The following is a 21,257-nucleotide window of genomic DNA, read 5'->3' on the forward strand; positions in this document are numbered from 1 at the left end:
GGGGCTTTCAGCCAACCGGACCTTAACAGCAGTCATACCAATGCGCGCTGAGCAGGGATTGAGTTCACCTTGCTGAATTCGCCCTGCCGATCTGATCAGGTCGGCTTGACTGTTGACGTCCGCAGCCATCCAGTCCTCACGACCTTCAGCGAAGGATGAAGTTGTGCAATTCCGCCAGATGGGCATCGATGGGAGCCACCGCGTCAACGACGTCGACCCGATGAAGGCCGAGGTTGGCCTCCGGGCGAGTGGCCTCCAAGACAGGCGTTATCCCTGCCGATTCATGGAACGCCTCGCTAACGAACTCGTAGGCGCCTTTCGAGGCAGCGGACTGCTCGAAAACAAGACCGTCGCTTCCCAGGCGCGCCGCCATGACAGCCGCTGCAGTCGCACTGGGCTGCGAGGCCGGAACGGACGCGAAATCAAAGCTGGCCTTCGGAGGATCGATGACCAGCGTGCCGCCATTTCCGTCATTTGAGATATTGAACGTCGACTTTGTGTAGTCACCGACCAACGAAATCTGTGCGGCGTGATTTTGCGCATCGACCACCGTCAACACGCCACCGGCCGTGTTGCCGGAAAACGACGCCGACGTTCCCGCTCCGTACGCGATGTCCTTCAGGTCGATATGGTTGGAATTGGCAGCGGTGCCGTCACCCGCCAGACCGATCAGCGTTCCCGTAAATTGCGCCGCATGGTCCAGCACCAGATTGCCTGTCGACGCTTTGAAAGTGATCGACCCGGAAGCCGCGCCCGACAATTCGAGTGTGGCGCCGGCGTCGAGCGTTGCGGCCTGCGTCATCTTGTCCAGGTTCAATACGACATTTCCGGAAATCTTGAGAATGGTCGATGACGTATTGATGACGCCATCGCCGTTGAGGTCCTGAAAAAAAGTCGTCTCGACCGCTTTAAGAGAAGGGTCGGTCGGGGACACCTTGTTCAGGAGGTTCGATATATAGTTGCCATTGCTGTCCGTGGTCCACACACAGAGTTCGCCGGTGGCCGGGATCTTCCAGGCCACGTCATAACCGCTGGACGTCTGCTCCACGGCTACCGGCGTCCATACGCCGAATTGTCCGGACACAACCGCGATACCGCCATACTTCAACGTCGGCCCAGTGCCGCTGGCCATCGAGTCGAGCAAATAATTCTTGCCGACCAGAACCAGGCTAGTCGAGCCGGACGCCTCGATCGTCGTGCCTGAAACCGGCTGGGACGCTGGTGGAAGACCAATCACTCCATCCCCGTTGAGATCCTGGTGGAAGAGAGTCTCGCTTGATTCAAGCGCCGGGTCGGTGCTGGACACCTTGTTCAGATAATTGGATACGAAATTGCCGTTGCTGTCGGTGTCCCAGATCGCGAACTGTCCGGTGGAAGGAATCTTCCAGGCGACAAGGTAGCCGCTCGATGATGCTTCCGCACCCACCGGCACCCATGAGCCCAGCTGCCCCGCGACAACCGCCGCTCCGCCATTCTTTAGAAGAACCGATGAACCGCCAGTCGACAGATAGAAGTAGCTTCCCACTTGGGTGAGCGTTGTCATACCGGCCGCTTCAATCACCGTACCGACTGTCGGGCTGAAGGCGTTCGAGAGCGCACTCAAATTGCCAGCCACATCAGTTGCGGTCCCGGTGAACTTATGTAGACCTTGCGTAAGCGGCCCGGTCGTGATGTTCCAGGCGCCATTGGTCCCCGCCACACCTGCGCCGAGCAAGCTCGAACCTTCGTACAATTTCACCGAGCTTCCGGCTTCCGCGGTACCGGAAATGATCATGCTGTTCGAAGCCGCGGGTGCGCCCGATACGATGGTCGGCGCAATGGGTGCAACCGTATCCGTCGTCACGTTCAAAGCAGCCGAGGGCGCGCTGAGATTGCGGGCGGCATCCGCGGCCTTGGCCGTAAAAACGTGGCTGCCGTCCGCCAGGGTTCCGGTCGCAAATGACCAGGCTCCATTGGCATCGGCGCCCGTGGTTCCGATCAGCGTCGCACCGTCGAAGATCTGCACCGCGCCTCCTGCCTGAGCAGTCCCGGCCAGATTTACGTGATTGACGTTGGTGACGCCGTCGCCTGCAATATTGCTGTCGGGCGAGAACGACGTGACCGTGGGGACGGTCGGGGCGACCGTGTCGATCGTGACGTCTACATTGGCGGAACGCGCAGTGATATTGCCCGCGCCGTCCGTAGCGGCAGCCGCGAACGCATGGCTACCATCGATCAGTGTTCCCGTAGCATAGCTCCACGTGCCATTGTTGTCGGCGATCGCCGTGCCGATCTGATTTGCTCCGTCGAACACCTCGACGGTCAGACCTGCCTGCGCGTGGCCTGTCAGGATCAGGTGATTTGAGTTGGTAAGGCCCGACGCGATCGAACCGTTGTCATTGGTGACCGCGATCGTCGGCACGTTGATAGGCATCGTGGCAATCGGCACATTCGTCGCGGACACGAATGAATAGTCGGCCGATGTCAAGCTGGTGATGCCGGCAATGCGCAGCGTATCTGCTCCACCCGCGTAGTGAACTGTCCACACGTCGTTCACATGGGTCAAATAGGCGCCGCTGTCATAGCCTTTCAGGATCAGCTTGTCGTGTTCGGCAGTCGCGCTCGTGAAGACGTGGAAATCCGCGATCGTATCGTTGCCGCTGCCTGCATTGTAAATGAACGTATCGTTCCCGGCTCCTCCGGAGAGCCAGTCATTCCCGCCGGCGCCATCGACGATGTCGTAACCGCTCGAGCCGACCATGCGGTTTGCCATTTGGTTGCCGACGCCGGTGAGCCCTCCCATCAACAGCGTCAGATTTTCGACGTTGGCCGGCAGCGTGTACGACGTCCATGCCTCCACGCTGTCGATGCCGCCGCCCGCATTCTCGACTATCTTCTGGTTCGTGTTGCCGATGACATAGGTATCGTCGCCCTTCCATCCTACGAGCGCGTCATCAATATTCACCGCCGTGAGCTTGTCGTTCGCCGCGGTGCCGTAGATCATGCGGCTGCTCGCTTTTCCGCTGATCCAGGACGTAATTGTCCCGCCGACAGGGAGCGTTGCGGGCAATTGGAAATCGTCGCTGCTGAACGCCGAGATCGTCGTGTTGCGGAACACCAGCGTATCCTGGCTCGTCAGCTTCAGATATACGTCGCCCCTGACCTGGCTCATCGCCGCCTGCACGTCGACGAATGAGGTGAAGGCAAAGCCGTTCAACTGCACAACGTCGTGTCCGGCGCCCGATCCCGGTGAGAAGTCGGTGATGATGTCCGAACCGTCGCCGGAATTGACTACGAAGGTATCCGCGCCGCCGCCGCCGGTCAGAATATCATTACCGAGTCCGCCGGTGATAACGTTCGCCGCGGAGTTTCCGATGATGATGTTGGACTGGATATTGCCGCTGGCGTTGATCGCCGCCGAGCCGGTGAGCGTCAGATTCTCGACGTAGCTGGAAAGCGCGTGCGTCACCGAGGAGCGCACCGTATCGACGCCTCCGCCATAGGCCTCGACAACCTTCGCAGCTGAATCGGTCACCACGTAGGTATCTTCGCCGGCACCGCCGGTCATGGTATCGGCGCCTCCGGCGCCACCGATCAGATCATTGCCGGAAGTGCCGGTCAGCGTATCCGCAGCCGCGCTTCCCGCGATCGTGTTGGTCGGGGTGCCGCTCGTGAGAAGAGCGTAGTTGGTAAGCGTGTACTCCGGCAACTGATAGGCCTTGAACGAATCGATGGTCATCGTCGCCGTCGATCCTGGAGCGGCGTTGCCCGGCCAGCTCCCGCCCATCGCGAGATTGGCGATCATGTACATCGCCGTATTCATGTCGGCGGGTGTGGCCTGCTGTGCGACCTCCTTCCCGTCGACGAAAAACGTCAGGTCGTATGGCGTCCATTTGAGCGCAAATGTGTGTTCTCCGGTAGTCAGGTTGGCTGTATTTGCCCAACCGCCATTCGTCGCGGGCGCGTACGGTGAGTGAATGGCCCAGTGGGCCTGGTTAGGATCCTGACCAAAGGCTTCGAGCACATCGATCTCGGTATTGAGATTATTGGCAGTGCTGGGCAACAGCCAAAACGCCGGCCACGCGCCGGTTGTGCTGGGCAGCGTGGCCGTCATCTCGAAATAGCCGTAGGTCTGGGTAAAGCTGTTCTGGGTCGAGATCATGCCCGACGAGAAAATGGCGCTCCCAGTATAAGGCGTGGCGCTCGCAGGCAAGGGCTGCGCCGTGATGACAAGGTGGCCGTCCCGAATCGAGAACGGATTAAGCCCAAGCGACGTCGATGCCTGCGTTGCCGGCAGCCCGGAAAAACTGGGATCGACGTACACTTCCTGTTCGCCGGCCAGCCCGTAGCCTGCTGCTCCGCTCCAAGCATAGCTTGTGCGCCAGGTCAGGCTGGGATCCTGCCCCGCGGAGAGCGCGTTGAAGTCGTCGTTGAAGGTCGGGACCAGTCCGGTCAGCGGGCTGACGATGTTTATATTTGCGGGCGTGAGATCCTGGAGGCTGGTATTCTCGAGCCTAATGGTTTCGCCGCTAGCGATCGTCAGGACCAGGTCGGTGCCGACCTGTTTCATGGCTGCCGTGACATCGGCGAAGGTCTTGAAGCCCGTGTCGTTGAGCTGCAGGATGTCCCCTCCCGCGCCCGCCTGAAAATCGGTGACGATGTCGTTTCCATTGCCCGCGGTTACGACAAAGGTGTCGCGACCGGCCCCACCGGTCAGCACATCATTGCCTCGACCGCCGTCGATCATGTTGTCGCCGGCATTGCCGACAATGATGTTGTCGAGATCATTACCGGTGGCGGGAGACGGAACGCTATCCGTCAGGATCAGGTTTTCGACGTTCGACGCATTGATGAGGCTGTATCCATTGATGTTCCAGACACGGATCGTATCAATGCCCTCTCCGGCCTGCTCGACGACCTTGGTGTTGTGGTCATAGACGTAGTAGGTGTCGTCCCCCGCACCGCCGATAAGGGTAACGCCCGCGCCGCCGGCCTCTATGCCGTCATTTGTTGCTCCCGTCGTCAGCGCGCCACCTGCAGGAACAGTGCCCGCCCAGTTCCACGCCGTACCGCTTGCCGGCAACGAATCGTCCAGCGCGACATTGTCTGCGACCAAAGCCGAAAGCGCGACATTCTGCAGCGTAAGAGTTTCCGTCGACGACAGAGTTACGACTATATCGGAGCCTACTTGGGTAACCGCGGCCAGGAATTTGGCGAACGTCGCAAAGCCGTAATTCTGCGCCCGCAACACATCGCCGCCTACTCCCGCCTGAAAGTCAGCGACAGTGTCGGAGCCATATCCTTTCGAGATGACGAACGTGTCCGCCCCTGCGCCTCCGGTCAGAACATCGTTTCCGGTGCCGCCAAACAGGATGTCAGCACCGGCAGTGCCGCTGATTCCGGTCATGATGATTGCTTGCTCCCTTTGTAGGTCAGCCAACGACAACCGCGTTCAAAACGGCCTTACGGATTCGAAACAATTTGAAGCATGAAGAGGAATTCAGTGACAGCTTCAAGACCGCGCATCGCTCAAGGGCATCGTAAGAATACGGGGCATCGTTTGAGGTCAGCGCGTTCCGCAGCAAAGAGACTTCAACCAGACGAGCCGCCGCGTCGTTCCACTGCGCGAGATCCTCTCCCGGAACCAGGCACAGAACTGGAACTCGATGGCGGTCCCAAAGAATTCGGCTGCATCGCGTTCGGACTCGAGGCGAGTAAAGTAATAAGGGAGTTGTGCAGATGCAGGCTGCAGGCGGTCACGGCACGGCGATGTTGCCGCGAAACAATTGTCCCGATGCAAGTTCACCCGCGGGATAGAATCGTCCCTGATGCTTCCGAAAGAAACTTGTCCTGTCGAAGATTTCGGTCCATTCGTACAGACCAGGGTTGCAAGGACCGAAGGTCCGGATCGTCCCCAGACAACACGACGCTATTACGGGAACCGAAACGTTCTGGCCTCCCATTTCTCGCGCGCCTTGCCTCAGCGTGAGCGACATCGACGCATCATCTGCGGGAACGTTGCGCAGACGAATCTCGGGATTTAGGAAGAGCGTGACGCAACCGTGCGCCCCCTGCCATGAAAGATCCAGCGTCATCGGATCAGCCGATGCACGACGACATACAGCAAGCCATCAGGCGAAGACCGCAACAGCAACTCTCACTTAGAGCTTCCATTTCGAATTCGCTTCCGATCTTCAGGCGATCGGCTACACAGCAGGCACGCAAAATAGATCGCCGGTTGCAAGGCACCTCAGTAGTCAGACTCGCTCAGTTGCCGAGGCACCAAGAGATCAAGTCAAGAGGTCACGAGTTGGCCATTCTTTTGGCCGACCGTTGGCTTGTCCCTTGGCGTGCATCAATAAATAGCGTTCCCGCGCCTCCCAACGGATTGAACAGATAAACGCAAGTGGCAGCTAAACCGTGTCTAGAAAAGTCCTGATCGTCGTACCGGTTTTGAACGAGGCGTCCCACATCGAGACGGTTGTCCGTAACCTGGCCCGGGACAGTCTCCACGAAGACCGCACAATAGTGGTTGCAGATGGTGGCAGCACGGATGGGACGCCTGACATTGTCCGCGCTCTCGCCAGTGAGATTGATAGCGTCAATCTATTGCATAATCCCCAGCGGTTACAGAGCGCCGGCGTCAATCTGGCCGTCCAGGTCTACGGGGCGGGCGCGCAGGCCCTGGTGCGGTGTGACGCCCATTGCGAATATCCGGCTCATTACGTTTCGAGCCTTCTCAAGACCCTGGACGAGCGCAAAGCCGACTCGGTCGTGGTCCCCATGGACTCGCGTGGCGACGGCTGCCTACAGAAGGCCGTCGCCTGGGTCTCGGACACGAAGGTCGGTTCGGGCGGATCGGCACATCGCGGCGGAACGCAAAGCGGCTTTGTCGACCACGGACATCATGCGGCCATAACCGTTGACGCGTTCCGCAGGGCGGGTGGTTACGACGAAACCTTCACTCATAATGAAGATGCGGAGTTTGACTGCAGGCTGCGTGCAATCGGCGGCCGGATATTTCTGGATTCGGACATCCGCCTTTCATATCGACCGCGATCAGGCTTCGTGAGCCTGGCGAAGCAATATTTCAATTATGGTCGCGGTCGATCGAGAACCGTGAGACGGCATCCCGGATCGTTGCGACTGCGTCAGTTCCTAGTACCCACTCATGTTGCACTCACGGTTTGCGCCATCCTACTGTCTCCAGTGGCGCCAGCGCTGTTGGCATTGCCGGCGGCTTATCTGGCGATACTGGCACTGACCGCAGTTATGATTGCAGGAAAGCATCGCTCGATCTGCGGACTGCTGGCCCTGCCGGCCGCTGTCGTGATGCATTTCGCGTGGGCGCTGGGCTTTTTCTGGGGCATCCTGTCGATCCGCCAGACCACCTGGCAGATGACCCCTTCAGTTTCGTGAAGCCTCAAGAACCTGGACGCTGGCATCTGCGCCCACACGCTGGCCCGCCTTCGCATAGGCGGCCTCGGTCAGGCGTGCGATCGAGGTCCACGTCGGCACGGAATCGCGCAGATCCAGCATTCCTTGACCCTTGGAGTTTCGATAATCAGGATCGCTGATCAAGCGCTCGAGCGACCGGGACAATGCGACGGGTTCATCTGGCGGAACGAGCGTCCCTTCTGCCTGATCGCTCAGCCATTCCGAAAATGTTCCAAGGTTCGACGCGACAATGGGACGTCCCGCTGCGATCGCCAGCATCAGCACACCCGACGCGTCGATATCCCGGTACGGAAAAGCCAGGATGTCCGCGCGTGCGACCAGCGAAGTGACTTCATCTTCCGGAACAAAACGCAGGTCAAATTCGACATGCTCTTCGAGCTGCAGATCCTTCACCATCGCAAACAGCGGCTCCATCGGCATTTCCGGCCAGCCCACGACCTTCACAACGCAACGCGCCCTAACCTCTCGAGGCAGCAGCGCAAGCGCGCGAAGCATGACGTCTACGCCCTTGTAGGGCTTTATCTTGCCGAACAGGAGTATTTGAACGCGCCCGCCCCCGTCCGAAGGCTCGTCGGCCGGTCGGGCGATATGATCCGTCAGCAATCCGTGCGGGATAACCGATATCCTCTCGTCGAGGATACCAACGCGCAATAGGCGATCGCGACCAACGGTCGTATGAACGATAAGATGGTCGAAGCAATGCAGAATCTTGAGCGCGCCAATCCGCTGTATCCGCGAGCTCGGATTGTTGTTGAACGGATTCGAGTCATGAACGGTCAGCACAGTTGGCGCGATCTTTCTGAACTTGGGAACGAACTGGCTGTCAACGATCGCCAGCGGCGCCCACTGGAAATGGATCACATCGGGCGGCGCTCTCCTGAAGCGCCTGATCAGCCGAGCCATTGATTCAGCGTGACTGAGACCCTTCAGTCCCAGCTGCACGTTGCGCGGAAGTTTCTTGAAAAAGCGCGACTGCATCCCAGAATAAAAATGCCGGTCAAGAAACCGCACTTCGTCGAGGGACGGCTTCTGCCCAAGCTGGCGCCCAACAATGCTGGCTGCATGCCCAATATCGGTCAATCCTTTGGCTAATTTAAGATCATATGGCCAGGTAAACAGCGACGGATCGATCAGAGCGATTTTCATGCGATTGTCTCACCAACCATGCTTGCGGACCGTGAAATTACTTCTGGCTCATCAACGCATGGATTGATAGCCTTCGGTGACACTGGCGGATTTCCTGAGCGACACACGTGAAGATTAGCATCGTCATAACAGTCTACAATTACGAACGGTATGTCGGATTGGCAATCGACAGCGCGTTGAATCAGACGCGTCCGGCGGATGAAATCGTTGTCGTCGACGATGGCTCGATCGACGGTTCCCGTCAGATCATCGCCGGATATGGTGACAGGATTCGAGCCGTATTTCAGGCAAACCAAGGCAACATCGCAGCATTCGAGGTCGGGTATCGTGAGGCGACAGGCGATGTGCTGCTGTTCCTCGATGCAGACGATATCCTGATGCCGACAGCAGTGGAAAATGTCGTCGCACACTGGCGCGAGGGTCTCTCGAAAGTTCAATTCGATCTAGAACTCATCGACGGCGCTGGCACGCCTCTTGGACGCTTATTTTGTGCGTTTCCGAAGTCGTATACATCACAGGACGTGCATGCAGCATTTATCCGGTCGGGAACGTACATCTGGCCGGTCATGTCGGGAAATGCGTATTCCAGAGCGTTTCTTCGCCAGGTCATCCCTCTCAATCCGCCCGTCGGATACGACGGCGCTCTCAACTCGATTGCGCCTCTTTACGGGGACGTCGTCACGGTACAGGCAACCTTGGGGCAATATCGGCTCCATGGTCGAAATATCAGCCGGAACGACGCGAAGGGCCGCGCGCAGCGCTTTCCCGATTTCCCCAGGCAAATCGGGTTTCGCGTCGCCGAGTTCGATATCCTAAAGGCGCATTGCGACAGGAAGTCGGTACATGTGCAAGCTGCAACGCCAATCGATAACGAGATCGTCTTTGTCAACTATCGCCTAGCGTCACGAAAATTGGGATTGAGGTATGTCGCCCAAGACGCAGACACGTCGAGCTCGCTTCTGCGTCGTGGCATATGGCTCGCCCTGACCGAGACGACACGATGGCGGACCGCGGCCTCTCATATCGTCTGGTTCACTGCGTTATTCTTGAGTCCGACCTGGCTTGCATACCGGCTGATCATGCTCCGGTTCAACAGGGCAGAACTCCTGAGGCCGCTCCAGAGGTTCGGCAGCGTCATCCGACGCAAGCACGCCTGAATGCGCGGTGGCCAAAGGCAACCCACCACGTCAGATCCTCGTCCCCCCAAGCGTCAATCACAGACTTTCGATCCTGCGGATTGTCTCCGGCATTGGCCCGTAAAGATTGGTTACGCCGGCAAGGCGGGCACGAATCCGCCTGTCGGACTGGCGAAGGCGAAAATTTTCCGACAAGCGCAGAACGTATTCCATCGATTTCCACGCAAACCACGCCGCCCTGTCAAGCGCTGTCGGCTCGCCGAGCGACTCGGCCGCTTTTGCAATCGACGATGGCAGCGTCAGCTCAAGGCACGGAAATGGAAACAAGCCATAATTGTACAGGCCATTTGCCCAGAAGCGATCCATCTCCCAGTCGACTGGCCGATGGATCGTCGTCACGCTGTCGATGAATCGACGTGCGGCGCGGCTGGAGATCAGATAGGCCTGCGTTCCCATTGGCGCGCGCTCAAACCGTACCAATTCCCGCTGATCCAGCCAGGCCACATGCTTGCTGGGTGCCATGTGTCGCCCATACAGCCGGAGATAACCGATCTCGGCAGCCTTGCAGATATCCGGAAGCGATCGAAAGTCGAATCCGGCATCGAGAACGACATCGTCTTCTACCACAAGTGTCCATAAATCGTCGGTGTCTGATGCCCCCAGTTGCGCCATGATGCTCATATGGCTCGCGGCGCAGCCGATCTCGGCTCGTGAAAGGCCCCTGCCCCAAAAGCGGATGGCCAGCCCTTCATCATATTGCGGCAGCCCCTTGGCTGGCGCACGCAGGGCATCAAAGAAGGTCCACGGAATACCAAGCGAGTCCAGATTTGCACTCGCGCGCTCGCGGCGCTGGGAACCGGCCAAACTAATCGCCACAACTCTGAGATCGCTGCCCATTGGAGTCAGTCCTGCGCTGTCAACTTGGAACCGCATCGCACATCATCTCGAAACGATTAGCGCGAACTTGTCTCTGCTGACAAGGAGGAGGCAAGCGGCCAGGCTGCCATGCTCGCGACGATGTTTCACATTGTTATCCCCGTCAGGACGAAATCTGCGGCTATACGCTGAAAGGGTCCGCATTCGGACGCCTCGGTGCGAACCGAAGGTTCCTCACTAGCGAGTGAATGCGTACGTCGCGAAAATCATGACGGTCTTAACCTAAGAGAGGCGTGGATGCCATCAAAGCGTCGAATCAACGGCACCATGGCAGCAATCTTCGTCGCATCGTTGGTTGTTGGCGGCTCAGCAGTTTATCTAGGCCTGAGCAACGATGGTGCGCGACAGCGCCTGCGATCCATCACGCCATTCAAGCGAAGCAGCCAAATCGTCGGTGGCGCCGTCGTCGGCCAGAATGGCCGTGGGTTCTATGCCGGCTATACGCTGTCCTGGGGTGACGATTTCGACACTCTTGATATCATCGGTCCGGCAAACCCGCGCGGCAAGTTCTTTCCGACTGGCGCCTATCATCCAGGCATCCGCGGCAATACCATGTCGCTAGGGACAGCCTTTGATGCCGACCCGCTAACGACAGGTTACAAAGACCGTAACCGCGGCGTCGCGGTCGGCTTCGACAACATGTCGGTTTCCAGTTCGGTGCTGCGGCTCGGGGCGCGCAAGGCTACAGTGCGCGAGCAGCCATTCCTTACACCGACCGACCGGTCCATCAACGGAGGCGTCCGCCCGCACCTCTCCGCGATGATCCATACGGCCGGGGCATTTGCATATTACCCGACCACCAACGCGGTCATCATCGAGATACGTGCCCGGTTCAGCTCCAGGCTTACAAATCCGGCTGGCTTTCATCCAGCATTCTGGACCTATTCCGTCACACCCGTGCTCAATCCAACCGGCAACGAGTGGGATCTGGAGTGCAACTCTCAAGGGATGCACTTCAGCAATATCGTCCACACGTCGGGGGCAATCTCGACCGACAACAGCGCCGGACCGTTCGACTATATGGACGATACGTTCCACGTCTTCAGCTTCGTCTTTCGAAACGGCGGAAGCACCCAGCTCTACGTCGATGGTGCCCTTCGGTCCCAGTTTGTTGGCGTGGACTCCAATAGCAAGAATATGCCCTCATTTGTGCTGCTGACGTCACACATATTCAACAATACGTTCGCGGGCGAGGCGTATGACGCCGCGGCGTGGGCCGGCTCGGCGACCGCCTATCTCGACGTGGACTGGATCCGCGGCTGGCGGACGGCAGGCGTCGCGCATTGGAAGCCGCTGGTTTCTGTCGAAGGCCTTAATGTCGATTATGACGGCAACGGCAAGGTCGTGCTCCCGAGCGCCAAGGCCCTCTGGGGTGATGCAAGCGTCACCGAATTCGTCCAGGTCGTACCCTACGACAGCTCCGAACCAGGCATGGCGGAGCAGACGACGTTTACGCAATTCCCGGCAGGAATTTCGTACGACCCGGCCTCGCGCACGGTCAGGGCGGACTTCACCGCCGGCACGGGCAATGCCGGGCGGTCTCACGTGGTCGTCTATGGCTACAAGCCTGATGGCTCGACGATGGAACCCCTGCGATTTTCCATTAATCGCGGCCCACGAATGACGACCGGCCCCCTTTCGGCCGCCGCGGGCGACCGCTACCGCCACGATATCTATGGGGAGTGCGACGCCGGCGTCATGATGCCGAAGATCCTGTCCGTCAAAGGACTACCGCAGGGTCTCTCCTTTGACGCCCCCACCGGACTCATCACCGGCGCACCAACGGCAACAGGGGTCAGCACCCTGACAATCTCCTGCACAAACAACGCGGGCCAGACAACAACGAGGGCGACCACATTCACGGTCGACGCGCACGATCCGGCGGGCCGCTTGGACGGAAGATGATGCTCGACCGTCATTCTTGATTCGGCGACGTCGGAGCGCCTTTGCACATACCCAGAAAGGTTGCGACCGCCTCGTCCACACTCGTGCTCAATGGTCGGCCCAACTTCTCGAAGGGCTTGCTCCAGGCATCGACAAAAGTGCTGATCTTTCCATAATTGTTGTCAAGGACCGAGTGCGGGACATTTAACAACACGCAAAATATGTGCGTGTGAAGCCGGTCCGTGATCACATAGGCCGACGATCCAACCTGCTTCATTCCACGCGCTACGCGGTTCGACGCCAAAAGGTGAAACCATCGAATGCGCGCGTCGAGCTCGGATGGCATCCTGCCTTTGAACACGAGAAGGGACGTCTCAAGCAGCGCCTTGAGAAACAACCACTTTCCCAAGCCGCGCCGTTCCGTCAACCAGTCCTCGACAACTGCAAAGCTCGGAAGCGGACGAGAACGCGCCCGCTCTACCTTCTCGTGATCGGTTCGAAGCAGCAGCAATAAATTCCTCGTTATTGCCGCTCGCGAGCTCTGCGGCCCCAGGCAAAATGCCATGTCCGGACAGAGATCGACGGGCGCCGTGAATTCCTCTCTCGCGACCGTCAAACTCTGCACGTCCCGAACCAGAATCAGGAACTTTTTGTGAGCGTTGATGATGTCCGCGGCGCGCTGGAGACTTGCCTTCGAGGAGAAGTGTATGGTTTGCGGCAACTGGATGATCTGGCGGTCGGGAAACTCTGATAGAAGCCTGAGACGAAACTCCTGATGACTTGGCCACAGGTCACCGAAATTGCCGCCGCCATGGATGAGGATAGGTCCGGCAGGAACCGCTCTTTCAAAATCCTCCTTTGCCCAGGTGTCGTAGGTGCACACGTAGGACGGCGCTCTTCCCAGTTTCTTTTGCAGATAGGTCTCTTCACCCAACCATATGGCGCTGTCTCCGACATTTGGATGGTTGGGGAAGTCAACCAGTGCAAAGTCGTCGACGCCGTCCAGATAGGGCCCGATGACCCTGTCGATCTCACTCTGCAATTCCGCGATGAGGGTACGAGAACCCTTCATGGGATTTTCGGCCATCGTCCTGAACTCTTCGGTGCCGCCGGCCGCATCACAGCATCGAACGGCTTCTGATGCATTACCCAAATTCCGCATTCGACAAATCCACTTCCGCGTTCCGCGAGGTACTTGCTACAGCTGAGCAAGCACGCATGTGCGTGCTGCCAACGACAGCGCCGGACAGTTTGCGGTGCCGGGCTCCCTGCGTCAGGCATCAGATTCGATCTTTCGCGCTCAGTCCGGCTTCTGCCCCAATCACGCTCTCGCGTCCCCCCAGTGTCCCTCGCCGGCGCGGAACAAATCAGGTTCCAGAGAACGGAATATCCGCCCAGCAGCCAAAGGCAGCGTTACCGAGCGCACCGCACATATTCATGACAAAAATCGAATCTATTGAAGTCTTAAGGTAGGCAAATGTGTCCATCGCCACGAACATAGGCAACGAACCTACCTCGAGTGCCGCCTCTTGAGCAAAGCGGCACCCGGATGCGTTAGCGAGCTCGGAGTCAGCCGCATGATTGGTTTGTTGAAGGACTATGTGAAGTCACGCCTGCTCGATAACGACCTTATGATATCCGGCACATCAAAGGAGGAGGAGCTCAGGGAGTACTTCCGGGACCTCTTCCCTGTGGCGACGGACAAGAAATTGATTCGATTGGGCGGACCGGCTGACGGTGGCTATCTGGTTCCGGATGACCTGGATGGATGCGTCGGTTGCTTTTCGCCGGGCGTTTACAACGTCTCTGATTTCGAGCTCGGGCTAGCCAAACGGGGCATACCATGTTTCCTGGCCGACTTCTCAGTGGATGCACCCGCGATCCAGAATGAGCTGCTGGATTTCGAAAAGAAATTCCTCGGCAACGAAAACAACGCCAAGTTCATGACTTTAGAGAACTGGATGTCGAGAAAGGGCCCTCAGACCGGCGACCTCATTCTCCAGATGGATATTGAGGGCGGCGAATACGAGGTTCTCATCGAAACGAGCTCAGAGTACCTGAACCGATTCAGGATCATGATGATCGAGTTCCATTCCTTGGACAGACTTCTCAATCCCATCGGCCTCAAACTCATCCGAGCCGTTTTCAAGAAGATCACCAAGCACTTCGACGTCGTACACATCCATCCAAATAATTACTTCAAACCGATCGAATACAGGGACTTCAAGGTGCCGCCGATCATGGAATTCTCGTTCTTGCGCAAGGATCGCGTTTCTCGTCAGACGCCTGCGAGAAGGTTTCCTCACGACCTCGACAGGAGAAATGTCGCAAACAGAGACGACGTCGCGCTGCCAGACTGCTGGTTCGCCCCGGAGTGATCGCCCCGAATCGCGCCAACTGCCGACAAACGGGCGCGCGTTCACGCGACCGTTGGCCCGCACAACAAAGCGGTGGCGCTCCCTACTCCACCGCCTGCGCGTTTTCGCTGAGATACGCCTGATAGGCCAGCTTGAGCCCATCCGCGAGTGAGGTCTTGGCCCGCCAACCCAGTTTCGCCAACCGGCTGACGTCGAGCAATTTGCGCGGGGTGCCGTCGGGGCGCGCGGTGTCATAGCTGATCTCGCCAGAATAGCCGACGATCGCCGCGACCACGCGAGCGAATTCAGCGATCGTGATGTCCTCGCCGGTGCCGATGTTGACGAGCTCACCGCTCGAATAGGTCTTCATCAGGTGGATGCAGGCGTCGGCCAGATCGCCGACGAAGAGAAATTCGCGCCGCGGCGTGCCGGTGCCCCACACCTCAACGTTCTTCGCCCCCGACATCTTGGCCTCGTGGAACCGGCAGATCAACGCCGCGACGACGTGGCTGTATTCAGGATGATAATTGTCGCCGCGACCGTAAAGATTGGTCGGCATCACGCTGATGAAGTTTGATCCGTACTGGCTGCGATACGCCTCGATCATCTTGATGCCCGCGATCTTGGCGATCGCGTACGGCTCGTTGGTCGGCTCCAGCGGGCCGGTCAGCATCGACTCTTCGCGCAGCGGCTGGGCTGCGAGCTTTGGATAGATGCAGGATGAGCCGAAGAACATCAGCTTCTCGCATCGATTGACGTGCGCGGCGTGAATGACGTTGGTTGCGATCGCCAGATTATCGTAAAGGAACTCGGCGCGCAGCGTGTTGTTGGCGACGATGCCACCGACTTTGGCGGCAGCAAGGAACACTGCCTGCGGACGCTTTGCAGCGAACCATTTGTCGACAGCGGACTGGTCGCGCAGGTCGACCTCGCTCCGCGACACCGTCAGCAGCTCGACATTTTCCTCTGCCAGCCGCCGCACCAGCGCGGCGCCAACCATGCCGCGATGGCCGGCAACGAAGACGGTCTTACCGGCCAGTTCAAACGGAGTGCTTACCATTGGCAACCTCTCGCCTGGCCTCGAGCAAATCGCCCGCCATCATTTCCTTCACCAGTTGCGCGAACGGGGTCCTGGGTTTCCAACCGAGCTTCTCGCGCGCCTTGCTGGGATCGCCGATCAAGAGATCGACCTCGGTGGGACGGAAATAGGTCGGATCGATCCGCACCACGATCTTGCCTGACTTCTTGTCGATGCCGGTTTCCTCGACGCCCTTGCCCCGCCATTCGACACTGCGGCCGACTTCGGCAAAGGCAAGCTCCACGAACTCCCGCACCGAGCGGGTCTCCCCGGTTGCTAGCACGAAATCGTCGGGCCCGTCGGCCTGCAAGATCATGTGCATGCCTTCGACATAATCCCTGGCATGGCCCCAGTCGCGCTTGGCCTCGATATTGCCGAGATAGAGCATTTCTTCGAGGCCCGTCTCGATACGGGCGACGCCGCGCGTGATCTTGCGGGTGACGAAGGTTTCGCCGCGGATCGGGCTCTCGTGGTTGAACAGGATGCCGTTGCAAGCATACATGCCGTAGGCCTCACGGTAGTTCACCGTGATCCAGTAGCCGTATAATTTTGCGACGCCGTAAGGCGAGCGCGGATAGAATGGCGTCGTCTCCTTCTGCGGCACTTCCTGCACGAGGCCGTAGAGCTCGGAGGTGGACGCCTGGTAAAACCGCGTCTCCTTCTCCATGCCGAGAATCCGGATCGCTTCCAACAACCGCAGCGTTCCGATCGCATCCGCGTTCGCGGTGTATTCCGGGCTCTCGAAACTGACCGCGACGTGGCTCTGCGCGGCCAGATTGTAGACCTCGGTCGGCCGGATCTGCTGCATCAGGCGGATCAGATTCGTTGAATCCGTCATGTCGCCGTAATGCATCAGGAACGGCACGTTGCCGGCATGCGGGTCCTGGTAGAGATGATCGACACGGGCGGTGTTGAATGAGGACGATCGCCGCTTGATGCCGTGGACGGTGTAGCCCAGGCCGAGCAGATACTCGGCGAGATAGGCACCGTCCTGACCAGTGATACCCGTAATCAGCGCGACGCGGCGCTTCGACCTTTCATTCATATTTGCTCACCCGGCTGCGCGGTTGTCATTGACGATTTTCCCAGTTTCCCAAATCTATTGGCAATTGCGACGAGGATTCGCAGAATCTCAAGCTCGGGCCCAGTCGGCGAGCCTGCCGCTCGCCAGACTCCAAACAGTGCCCCGACATAGGCAAGGGCGCTCACGAAAACTACAGCGATCAATCGAGCATAGACGTGAGACTCATGGCCAAAGAATGTGACGAAAGCCCAATTGGTCAGAAGACCGCCAATGATCATTGCGCAGGTGGACAGAACGGTCCTCAGATTCACCAGAAATTGCCGGGAGACAGAAGTGTCGATCAGCTCGCGGACGAGGACCATGTTATATACGACACCGCCGAGCGTAACCGCCACGCGAGCGACAAGCAGGCCAAGTATCCCTCCTACCCACAAGCCGGCAACGATGACAGGCAGCCTCACGATCAGGATCGCAACGTCGCGATGAAACAATCTGCGGGTCTGCCCAAGAGCCAGACCAAGGGGCTGGACGGTCGCGCTGAGCGTATGCAACGCAATTGCGCCTCCGAGAAGCTGGATCACGATCGTCGCGCCTGCCCAGGCCTTACCCAGAGCAAGCGGCACGAATTGATCGGCGATCAGCGCGAAGCCGAACCCCGCCGGAAACGCGATCGCGCACAGCATTGATTGCGCCGACAGATAAGCTCGCTGCAGGGCGGCTTTGTCGTCCCTCAGCTTGACGAACGCGGGAAACAGCGTTCCTGCGAGCGGGTTTGTGGCTTCTCTTGTCGGCGTGGCGGCCAGGTCGCTGCCCAGCACATATCCGCCTAGGGCGGATTTCCCGAGAAAATATCCGATGATGATCTGGTCGAAACGCCAGTTCAGCGTGCTGACGGCCTGTCCGAGTGATAGCCACACAGAGAACGACCACAGGGAGCGACTGCCCTTTATCCGGAATTTTGGCCGGAACGGCCGGATCAAATAGGAGGCGACGACGTCGACGAGATTGGCGGCGACGGCCCCGGCGATCAGCGCCCAATAGCTCTTGAAGCAAATGGCGATCCCGGAGGAGACCAGAATGGTTGCGAGCGCCCGGCTGATGCTTGTCACAAATTCCTGCCAGAAGACGAGTTGACGCTGCATCATTGCGAGCATCGGATTTCGAAGACCCGATATCGCAATCGAGCAGCTCAGGACCAACAGGATCGGAACCAAACGGCCGTCGCCGTAGGACAATGACACCGGATAAGCGAGCAACGACAGCAGGAATGCGAGCAAGCAAGCGCGAGCCATGCTCAACGTCCACGCGGCGTGGAATTGGTCTTCAGTTGGGGCCTTGTGGTGAATGAGCGCCGATGTCAGGGACAGTTCGGTCATCGACGTCAGGATAGCAATGATGGCCGTCGCGACGGCAACCAGGCCGAAATCTTCCGGCGTGAGCATTCTCGCCAATATGAGCATGTTCATGAAGCCGAGACTGGCGACTACCAGCCGGCTCACGCCGATCCAGGCAGCTCCGATGGCGATTGAATTTTTCGACAAAGGAAGCCCCGCATGCGCACCAGTAGCCACCATTTTCAACGCTCGTTCATTGACAGATGGTTTCCAGCGCGCGCTCGAAGATATCAGGCGCAACCTCGAAATCGAATGGACTGGGTCCAAACGTGCCCTGCGGGCGCGTTCCGTTGCTGGGTCCCACAATGTAAGAATATTCCGCGCCCGCGGATGTTGCGATCGTGTAGTAGTAGGGATGCACGTGGTCTGAGGGTATCAGCTCGAGGACCCTTGTCCCCGGTGAGCAGAATACGAGATTTGTCAGGCCTGCACCATGTGGGCCAACGACAATCGAGCATTCCGAGAAAAACGTCGCTTCATCCTCGACATCAGCAAAGTCGTAGACTTGGAAGCCGAACTTTTTCAGCACAGGCATCAGCTCTTCTTCGTTGGCGACCTTCCTTTGCCCTTTGCGCGGAACGTATACGCGCCTGTCGTGACGAAGCGGCGACTTGGCTACCTGCGAGCGGAAGAACTCAGTGAGCCACGGCGCATAGTTCCGCCGCAAGCCCGGAAACGAAGTGCCGATCACGAGATCGGCCTGGATATCGTCCTGGCCTGCCCACACGCACTTGTGCATTGAAATTCCAAGCCGGCGAACGAGTTTGGCTGCTGTTTCGGATGTCGGTTTAGGCAAATAGATATAATCCACGTCATCGAGCGATAGGCCACTGTTCCGGAAAAGCGCCAGGCGTCCCAGGCAATCGAGGAGGAAGTGCCCATAGTTCCCTCCGGCGAAATCACTCGCCAGCGCGAGACAGGTGCCGCTCAACGGCAGCGGTGTTCCGTAGGCAATTGATCTTGGATGGCGCGAGAAAGACGATCCGTACCAGGTGCTTTCGTAGAGCAGCGATCCATCTTCTGTCACGAGCCAACCGTCGGGACCGAGGATGCGGGCATTGTTCAGGCTGAGAACGCCCAGCTCAGGCATTCTATTGTCAACGCTTCCACCAAACCCTGCGTCGCGGCTGCCGAATCGAATCGGCGCCCTCCGCGCTAACACCTCTTCTTCGACTGCAGTCAGCCAGGTGTGCGGATGTTCGCTTCGCCACGTGCGATGATCGCAGAGCCGGCTCGGGCTGCCGCGCAATGCACCACGGAAGATTTGCCTGACGGCCCGAACCTTGGAGTTCATGGACGATTACCTTTGCAAGACACAGATTGTGGCGGGTAAGCCCGCACGAGGGGGGCTCACCTGCCACAGCCAAAGCAAAACTCAGACCGACATCGGACAGCTTGCCGATCCGAACCAGCGCTACTCGGCCTGATCCAGATCACGACGAGTTGTACTTGCGCCGGATCCAGCCTTCCCAATCAGCGTCCCACATGCAGCGACAATAGACGGCAAGATCGGGCTTTTTTTGGTTGGATCAGCGTAGTGTCGCAGGCAACGGGGACTTCTTTGGGGCCAACCTCGCCAGCAACGTCAGCCGTCAATTTGCTGCCCAGCAGGTAGCTTCCCTCGCGCGGCACGGCCGGCAGCGCAAATTCGACTAAACTGACGCCACCTTCGCCTTCCTTGCGAGAGACCGGTTGCAGCGGCTTCTTCGCCGATGCGACGATGGCGCCGGTCGTTTCGTCGAAGATGTATACCTGAAGCGTTCGATTTGTCGGATAGTCCTCCGGAATCTTGATCGGAACTTCGATCTTGAGCGGATCGGTCGTGTTCAGCGACAATACCCCTGCATTCGGCTTCTTGTCCGCTACCACCTTCGTGACGTTGAGGAATGTCGGCTTCGGCATATCGTTGAGCGCTGCCGTATATCCAAAATCATTCGGATCGGGTGTCACGTCGCTCGGACCACATTTCCGGCCTCCCCGCTCGGACGTTGTGAACTGGCACACCCGAACGTAGTCGATCTTGAACGTCTGCGGGAAAGCCGCGTCATCGACCCCGTGCCGGCCTGCCCAAGCCGCTCCGCCGACAGCGAAATTAAAATCGATATGCGCCGGCGGCCCCAGTTGGTCGTCCTTCCTGAGCCACTGGTACGTGCGCGTGTAGATGAGGCGGCCGTCCCAGAAGAACGAAATGCGGTCAGGCGCCCAAACGAAACCGGCAATATGCCAATCCTTGTTCAGGTCCTCCTTGCTGACCATGTCCTGAAACCTGAGCACGAACGAGTTGTCCACGTAGGTGTAGGACTGTGGCGTCCACTTGTCCTTGCTCATGGCGTTCGAGTGCAGCATGTTCGGCTTGTCTTCCACGCCGTTGATGACGTACTCGAAAATGTCGATCTCCGGTGGATGCCAAAATTTTCCATCGATGTCGTAATCGGCTTCGAGCCAGAATGCCGGCCACGATCCCCGCGCATTCGGAAGAAAGACCCGCGCCTCATAGTAGCCGTAATAGAATGTCTGGTGGCTTCGGATCATCGCGGAATCGAACGTGTCCGACGCCTCATTCTTTTTTGCAGTCAGACCCAGGACACCTCCGGACACCACGTGGTTATCGCGGTAGCGCTGCTTTTCGTCGTTGAACCGGTCCATCGTTTCGTTGTTGTAGATGTACCGGGTCGCCCATTTGGTTCGATCAAGCTTGTCGCCATTGAACTCGTCCGAAAACACCAGCTCCCAGCCGGCGCACCACGCTGGCGTTGCCGATCCGAGCGCAAGAACTATCGAGGCAACACAAAGGACTTGCCTGCGCGCGACTGCGATCATCATCGAGATCCTTTCGGTTCGGCTGTTGGCTCCGGCGGGGACGCT

At 58.5% G+C, this 21,257-nt stretch carries 14 protein-coding genes; 4 read left to right on the plus strand and 10 right to left on the minus strand.

Annotated features, from left to right (window positions below):
- Positions 1-145: 145 nt before the first annotated feature.
- Both IVA74_RS32750 and IVA74_RS32755 read right to left on the minus strand, forming a co-directional pair.
- Entirely contained in the window at positions 146-5,386 is a 5,241-nt protein-coding gene (locus IVA74_RS32750; RefSeq protein WP_247351150.1) for an Ig-like domain-containing protein, read from the minus strand.
- A gap of 349 nt (positions 5,387-5,735) precedes the next feature.
- Positions 5,736-6,074, minus strand: coding sequence for a hypothetical protein (locus IVA74_RS32755; RefSeq protein WP_247351152.1), 339 nt, complete (start codon positions 6,072-6,074; stop codon positions 5,736-5,738).
- A 325-nt stretch (positions 6,075-6,399) separates the two neighbouring features.
- On the opposite strand from IVA74_RS32755, the gene IVA74_RS32760 reads away from it, so the two are divergent.
- Entirely contained in the window at positions 6,400-7,398 is a 999-nt protein-coding gene (locus tag IVA74_RS32760; RefSeq protein WP_247351154.1) for a glycosyltransferase family 2 protein, read from the plus strand.
- Here the strand turns inward: IVA74_RS32760 and IVA74_RS32765 are convergent.
- A complete protein-coding gene (locus IVA74_RS32765; RefSeq protein ID WP_247351155.1) occupies positions 7,387-8,583 on the minus strand; it encodes a glycosyltransferase in 1,197 nt (398 codons plus the stop codon). The two genes, IVA74_RS32760 and IVA74_RS32765, sit on opposite strands and share 12 nt — an antisense overlap.
- Positions 8,584-8,690: 107 nt before the next feature.
- Between IVA74_RS32765 and IVA74_RS32770 the strand changes: the two genes are divergently transcribed.
- Positions 8,691-9,740: a glycosyltransferase gene (locus tag IVA74_RS32770; protein WP_247351157.1), complete on the plus strand. Its 1,050-nt coding sequence runs from the start codon at positions 8,691-8,693 to the stop codon at positions 9,738-9,740.
- 57 nt (positions 9,741-9,797) lie between these two features.
- Here IVA74_RS32770 and IVA74_RS32775 read toward each other — a convergent pair whose 3' ends face one another.
- A complete protein-coding gene (locus tag IVA74_RS32775) occupies positions 9,798-10,616 on the minus strand; it encodes a glycosyltransferase family 25 protein (protein ID WP_247351159.1) in 819 nt (272 codons plus the stop codon).
- Between the two features lie 276 nt (positions 10,617-10,892).
- Between IVA74_RS32775 and IVA74_RS32780 the strand changes: the two genes are divergently transcribed.
- Positions 10,893-12,560 carry a putative Ig domain-containing protein gene (locus IVA74_RS32780; protein ID WP_247351160.1) on the plus strand — a complete coding sequence of 556 codons (1,668 nt, stop codon included), beginning with the start codon at positions 10,893-10,895 and terminating at the stop codon, positions 12,558-12,560.
- A 10-nt stretch (positions 12,561-12,570) separates the two neighbouring features.
- Here the strand turns inward: IVA74_RS32780 and IVA74_RS32785 are convergent, their stop codons facing one another.
- The gene (locus tag IVA74_RS32785) at positions 12,571-13,701 is read right to left on the minus strand and encodes a polysaccharide pyruvyl transferase family protein (RefSeq protein ID WP_247351162.1); all 1,131 of its coding nucleotides are present in this window, start codon (positions 13,699-13,701) and stop codon (positions 12,571-12,573) included.
- Between the two features lie 415 nt (positions 13,702-14,116).
- Between IVA74_RS32785 and IVA74_RS32790 the strand changes: the two genes are divergently transcribed.
- Entirely contained in the window at positions 14,117-14,917 is an 801-nt protein-coding gene (locus IVA74_RS32790; RefSeq protein WP_247351165.1) for an FkbM family methyltransferase, read from the plus strand.
- Between the two features lie 82 nt (positions 14,918-14,999).
- Here IVA74_RS32790 and IVA74_RS32795 read toward each other — a convergent pair whose 3' ends face one another.
- The 5 genes from IVA74_RS32795 to IVA74_RS32815 form a co-directional block, all read right to left on the minus strand.
- Entirely contained in the window at positions 15,000-15,956 is a 957-nt protein-coding gene (locus IVA74_RS32795; protein WP_276576989.1) for a GDP-L-fucose synthase, read from the minus strand.
- Positions 15,937-17,019 (minus strand): GDP-mannose 4,6-dehydratase, encoded by a 1,083-nt coding sequence (gene gmd / locus IVA74_RS32800; RefSeq protein ID WP_247351167.1) that lies wholly within the window; start codon positions 17,017-17,019, stop codon positions 15,937-15,939. Before gmd ends, IVA74_RS32795 begins: the two co-directional genes overlap by 20 nt.
- Positions 17,016-18,572, minus strand: coding sequence for a lipopolysaccharide biosynthesis protein (locus IVA74_RS32805; protein ID WP_247351169.1), 1,557 nt, complete (start codon positions 18,570-18,572; stop codon positions 17,016-17,018). Before IVA74_RS32805 ends, gmd begins: the two co-directional genes overlap by 4 nt.
- 13 nt (positions 18,573-18,585) lie before the next feature.
- Positions 18,586-19,686 (minus strand): glycosyltransferase family 61 protein, encoded by a 1,101-nt coding sequence (locus IVA74_RS32810; RefSeq protein WP_247351171.1) that lies wholly within the window; start codon positions 19,684-19,686, stop codon positions 18,586-18,588.
- Positions 19,687-19,865: 179 nt separating this feature from the next.
- Positions 19,866-21,215 (minus strand): glycoside hydrolase family 16 protein, encoded by a 1,350-nt coding sequence (locus IVA74_RS32815; RefSeq protein WP_247351173.1) that lies wholly within the window; start codon positions 21,213-21,215, stop codon positions 19,866-19,868.
- Positions 21,216-21,257: the final 42 nt, after the last annotated feature.

Origin of the sequence: Bradyrhizobium sp. 132 (assembly GCF_023074185.1) — a bacterium.
Classification (GTDB): Bacteria; Pseudomonadota; Alphaproteobacteria; order Rhizobiales; family Xanthobacteraceae; genus Bradyrhizobium.

Coding starts and splice junctions, on each gene's coding strand:
- IVA74_RS32750 (WP_247351150.1), bottom strand. CDS start 5,386: ATGACCGGAATCAGCGGCACTGCCGGTGCTGACATCCTGTTTGGCGGC.
- IVA74_RS32755 (WP_247351152.1), bottom strand. CDS start 6,074: ATGACGCTGGATCTTTCATGGCAGGGGGCGCACGGTTGCGTCACGCTC.
- IVA74_RS32765 (WP_247351155.1), bottom strand. CDS start 8,583: ATGAAAATCGCTCTGATCGATCCGTCGCTGTTTACCTGGCCATATGAT.
- IVA74_RS32775 (WP_247351159.1), bottom strand. CDS start 10,616: ATGGGCAGCGATCTCAGAGTTGTGGCGATTAGTTTGGCCGGTTCCCAG.
- IVA74_RS32780 (WP_247351160.1), top strand. CDS start 10,893: ATGCCATCAAAGCGTCGAATCAACGGCACCATGGCAGCAATCTTCGTC.
- IVA74_RS32785 (WP_247351162.1), bottom strand. CDS start 13,701: ATGCGGAATTTGGGTAATGCATCAGAAGCCGTTCGATGCTGTGATGCG.
- IVA74_RS32790 (WP_247351165.1), top strand. CDS start 14,117: ATGATTGGTTTGTTGAAGGACTATGTGAAGTCACGCCTGCTCGATAAC.
- IVA74_RS32795 (WP_276576989.1), bottom strand. CDS start 15,956: ATGGTAAGCACTCCGTTTGAACTGGCCGGTAAGACCGTCTTCGTTGCC.
- gmd (WP_247351167.1), bottom strand. CDS start 17,019: ATGAATGAAAGGTCGAAGCGCCGCGTCGCGCTGATTACGGGTATCACT.
- IVA74_RS32805 (WP_247351169.1), bottom strand. CDS start 18,572: ATGGTGGCTACTGGTGCGCATGCGGGGCTTCCTTTGTCGAAAAATTCA.
- IVA74_RS32810 (WP_247351171.1), bottom strand. CDS start 19,686: ATGAACTCCAAGGTTCGGGCCGTCAGGCAAATCTTCCGTGGTGCATTG.
- IVA74_RS32815 (WP_247351173.1), bottom strand. CDS start 21,215: ATGATGATCGCAGTCGCGCGCAGGCAAGTCCTTTGTGTTGCCTCGATA.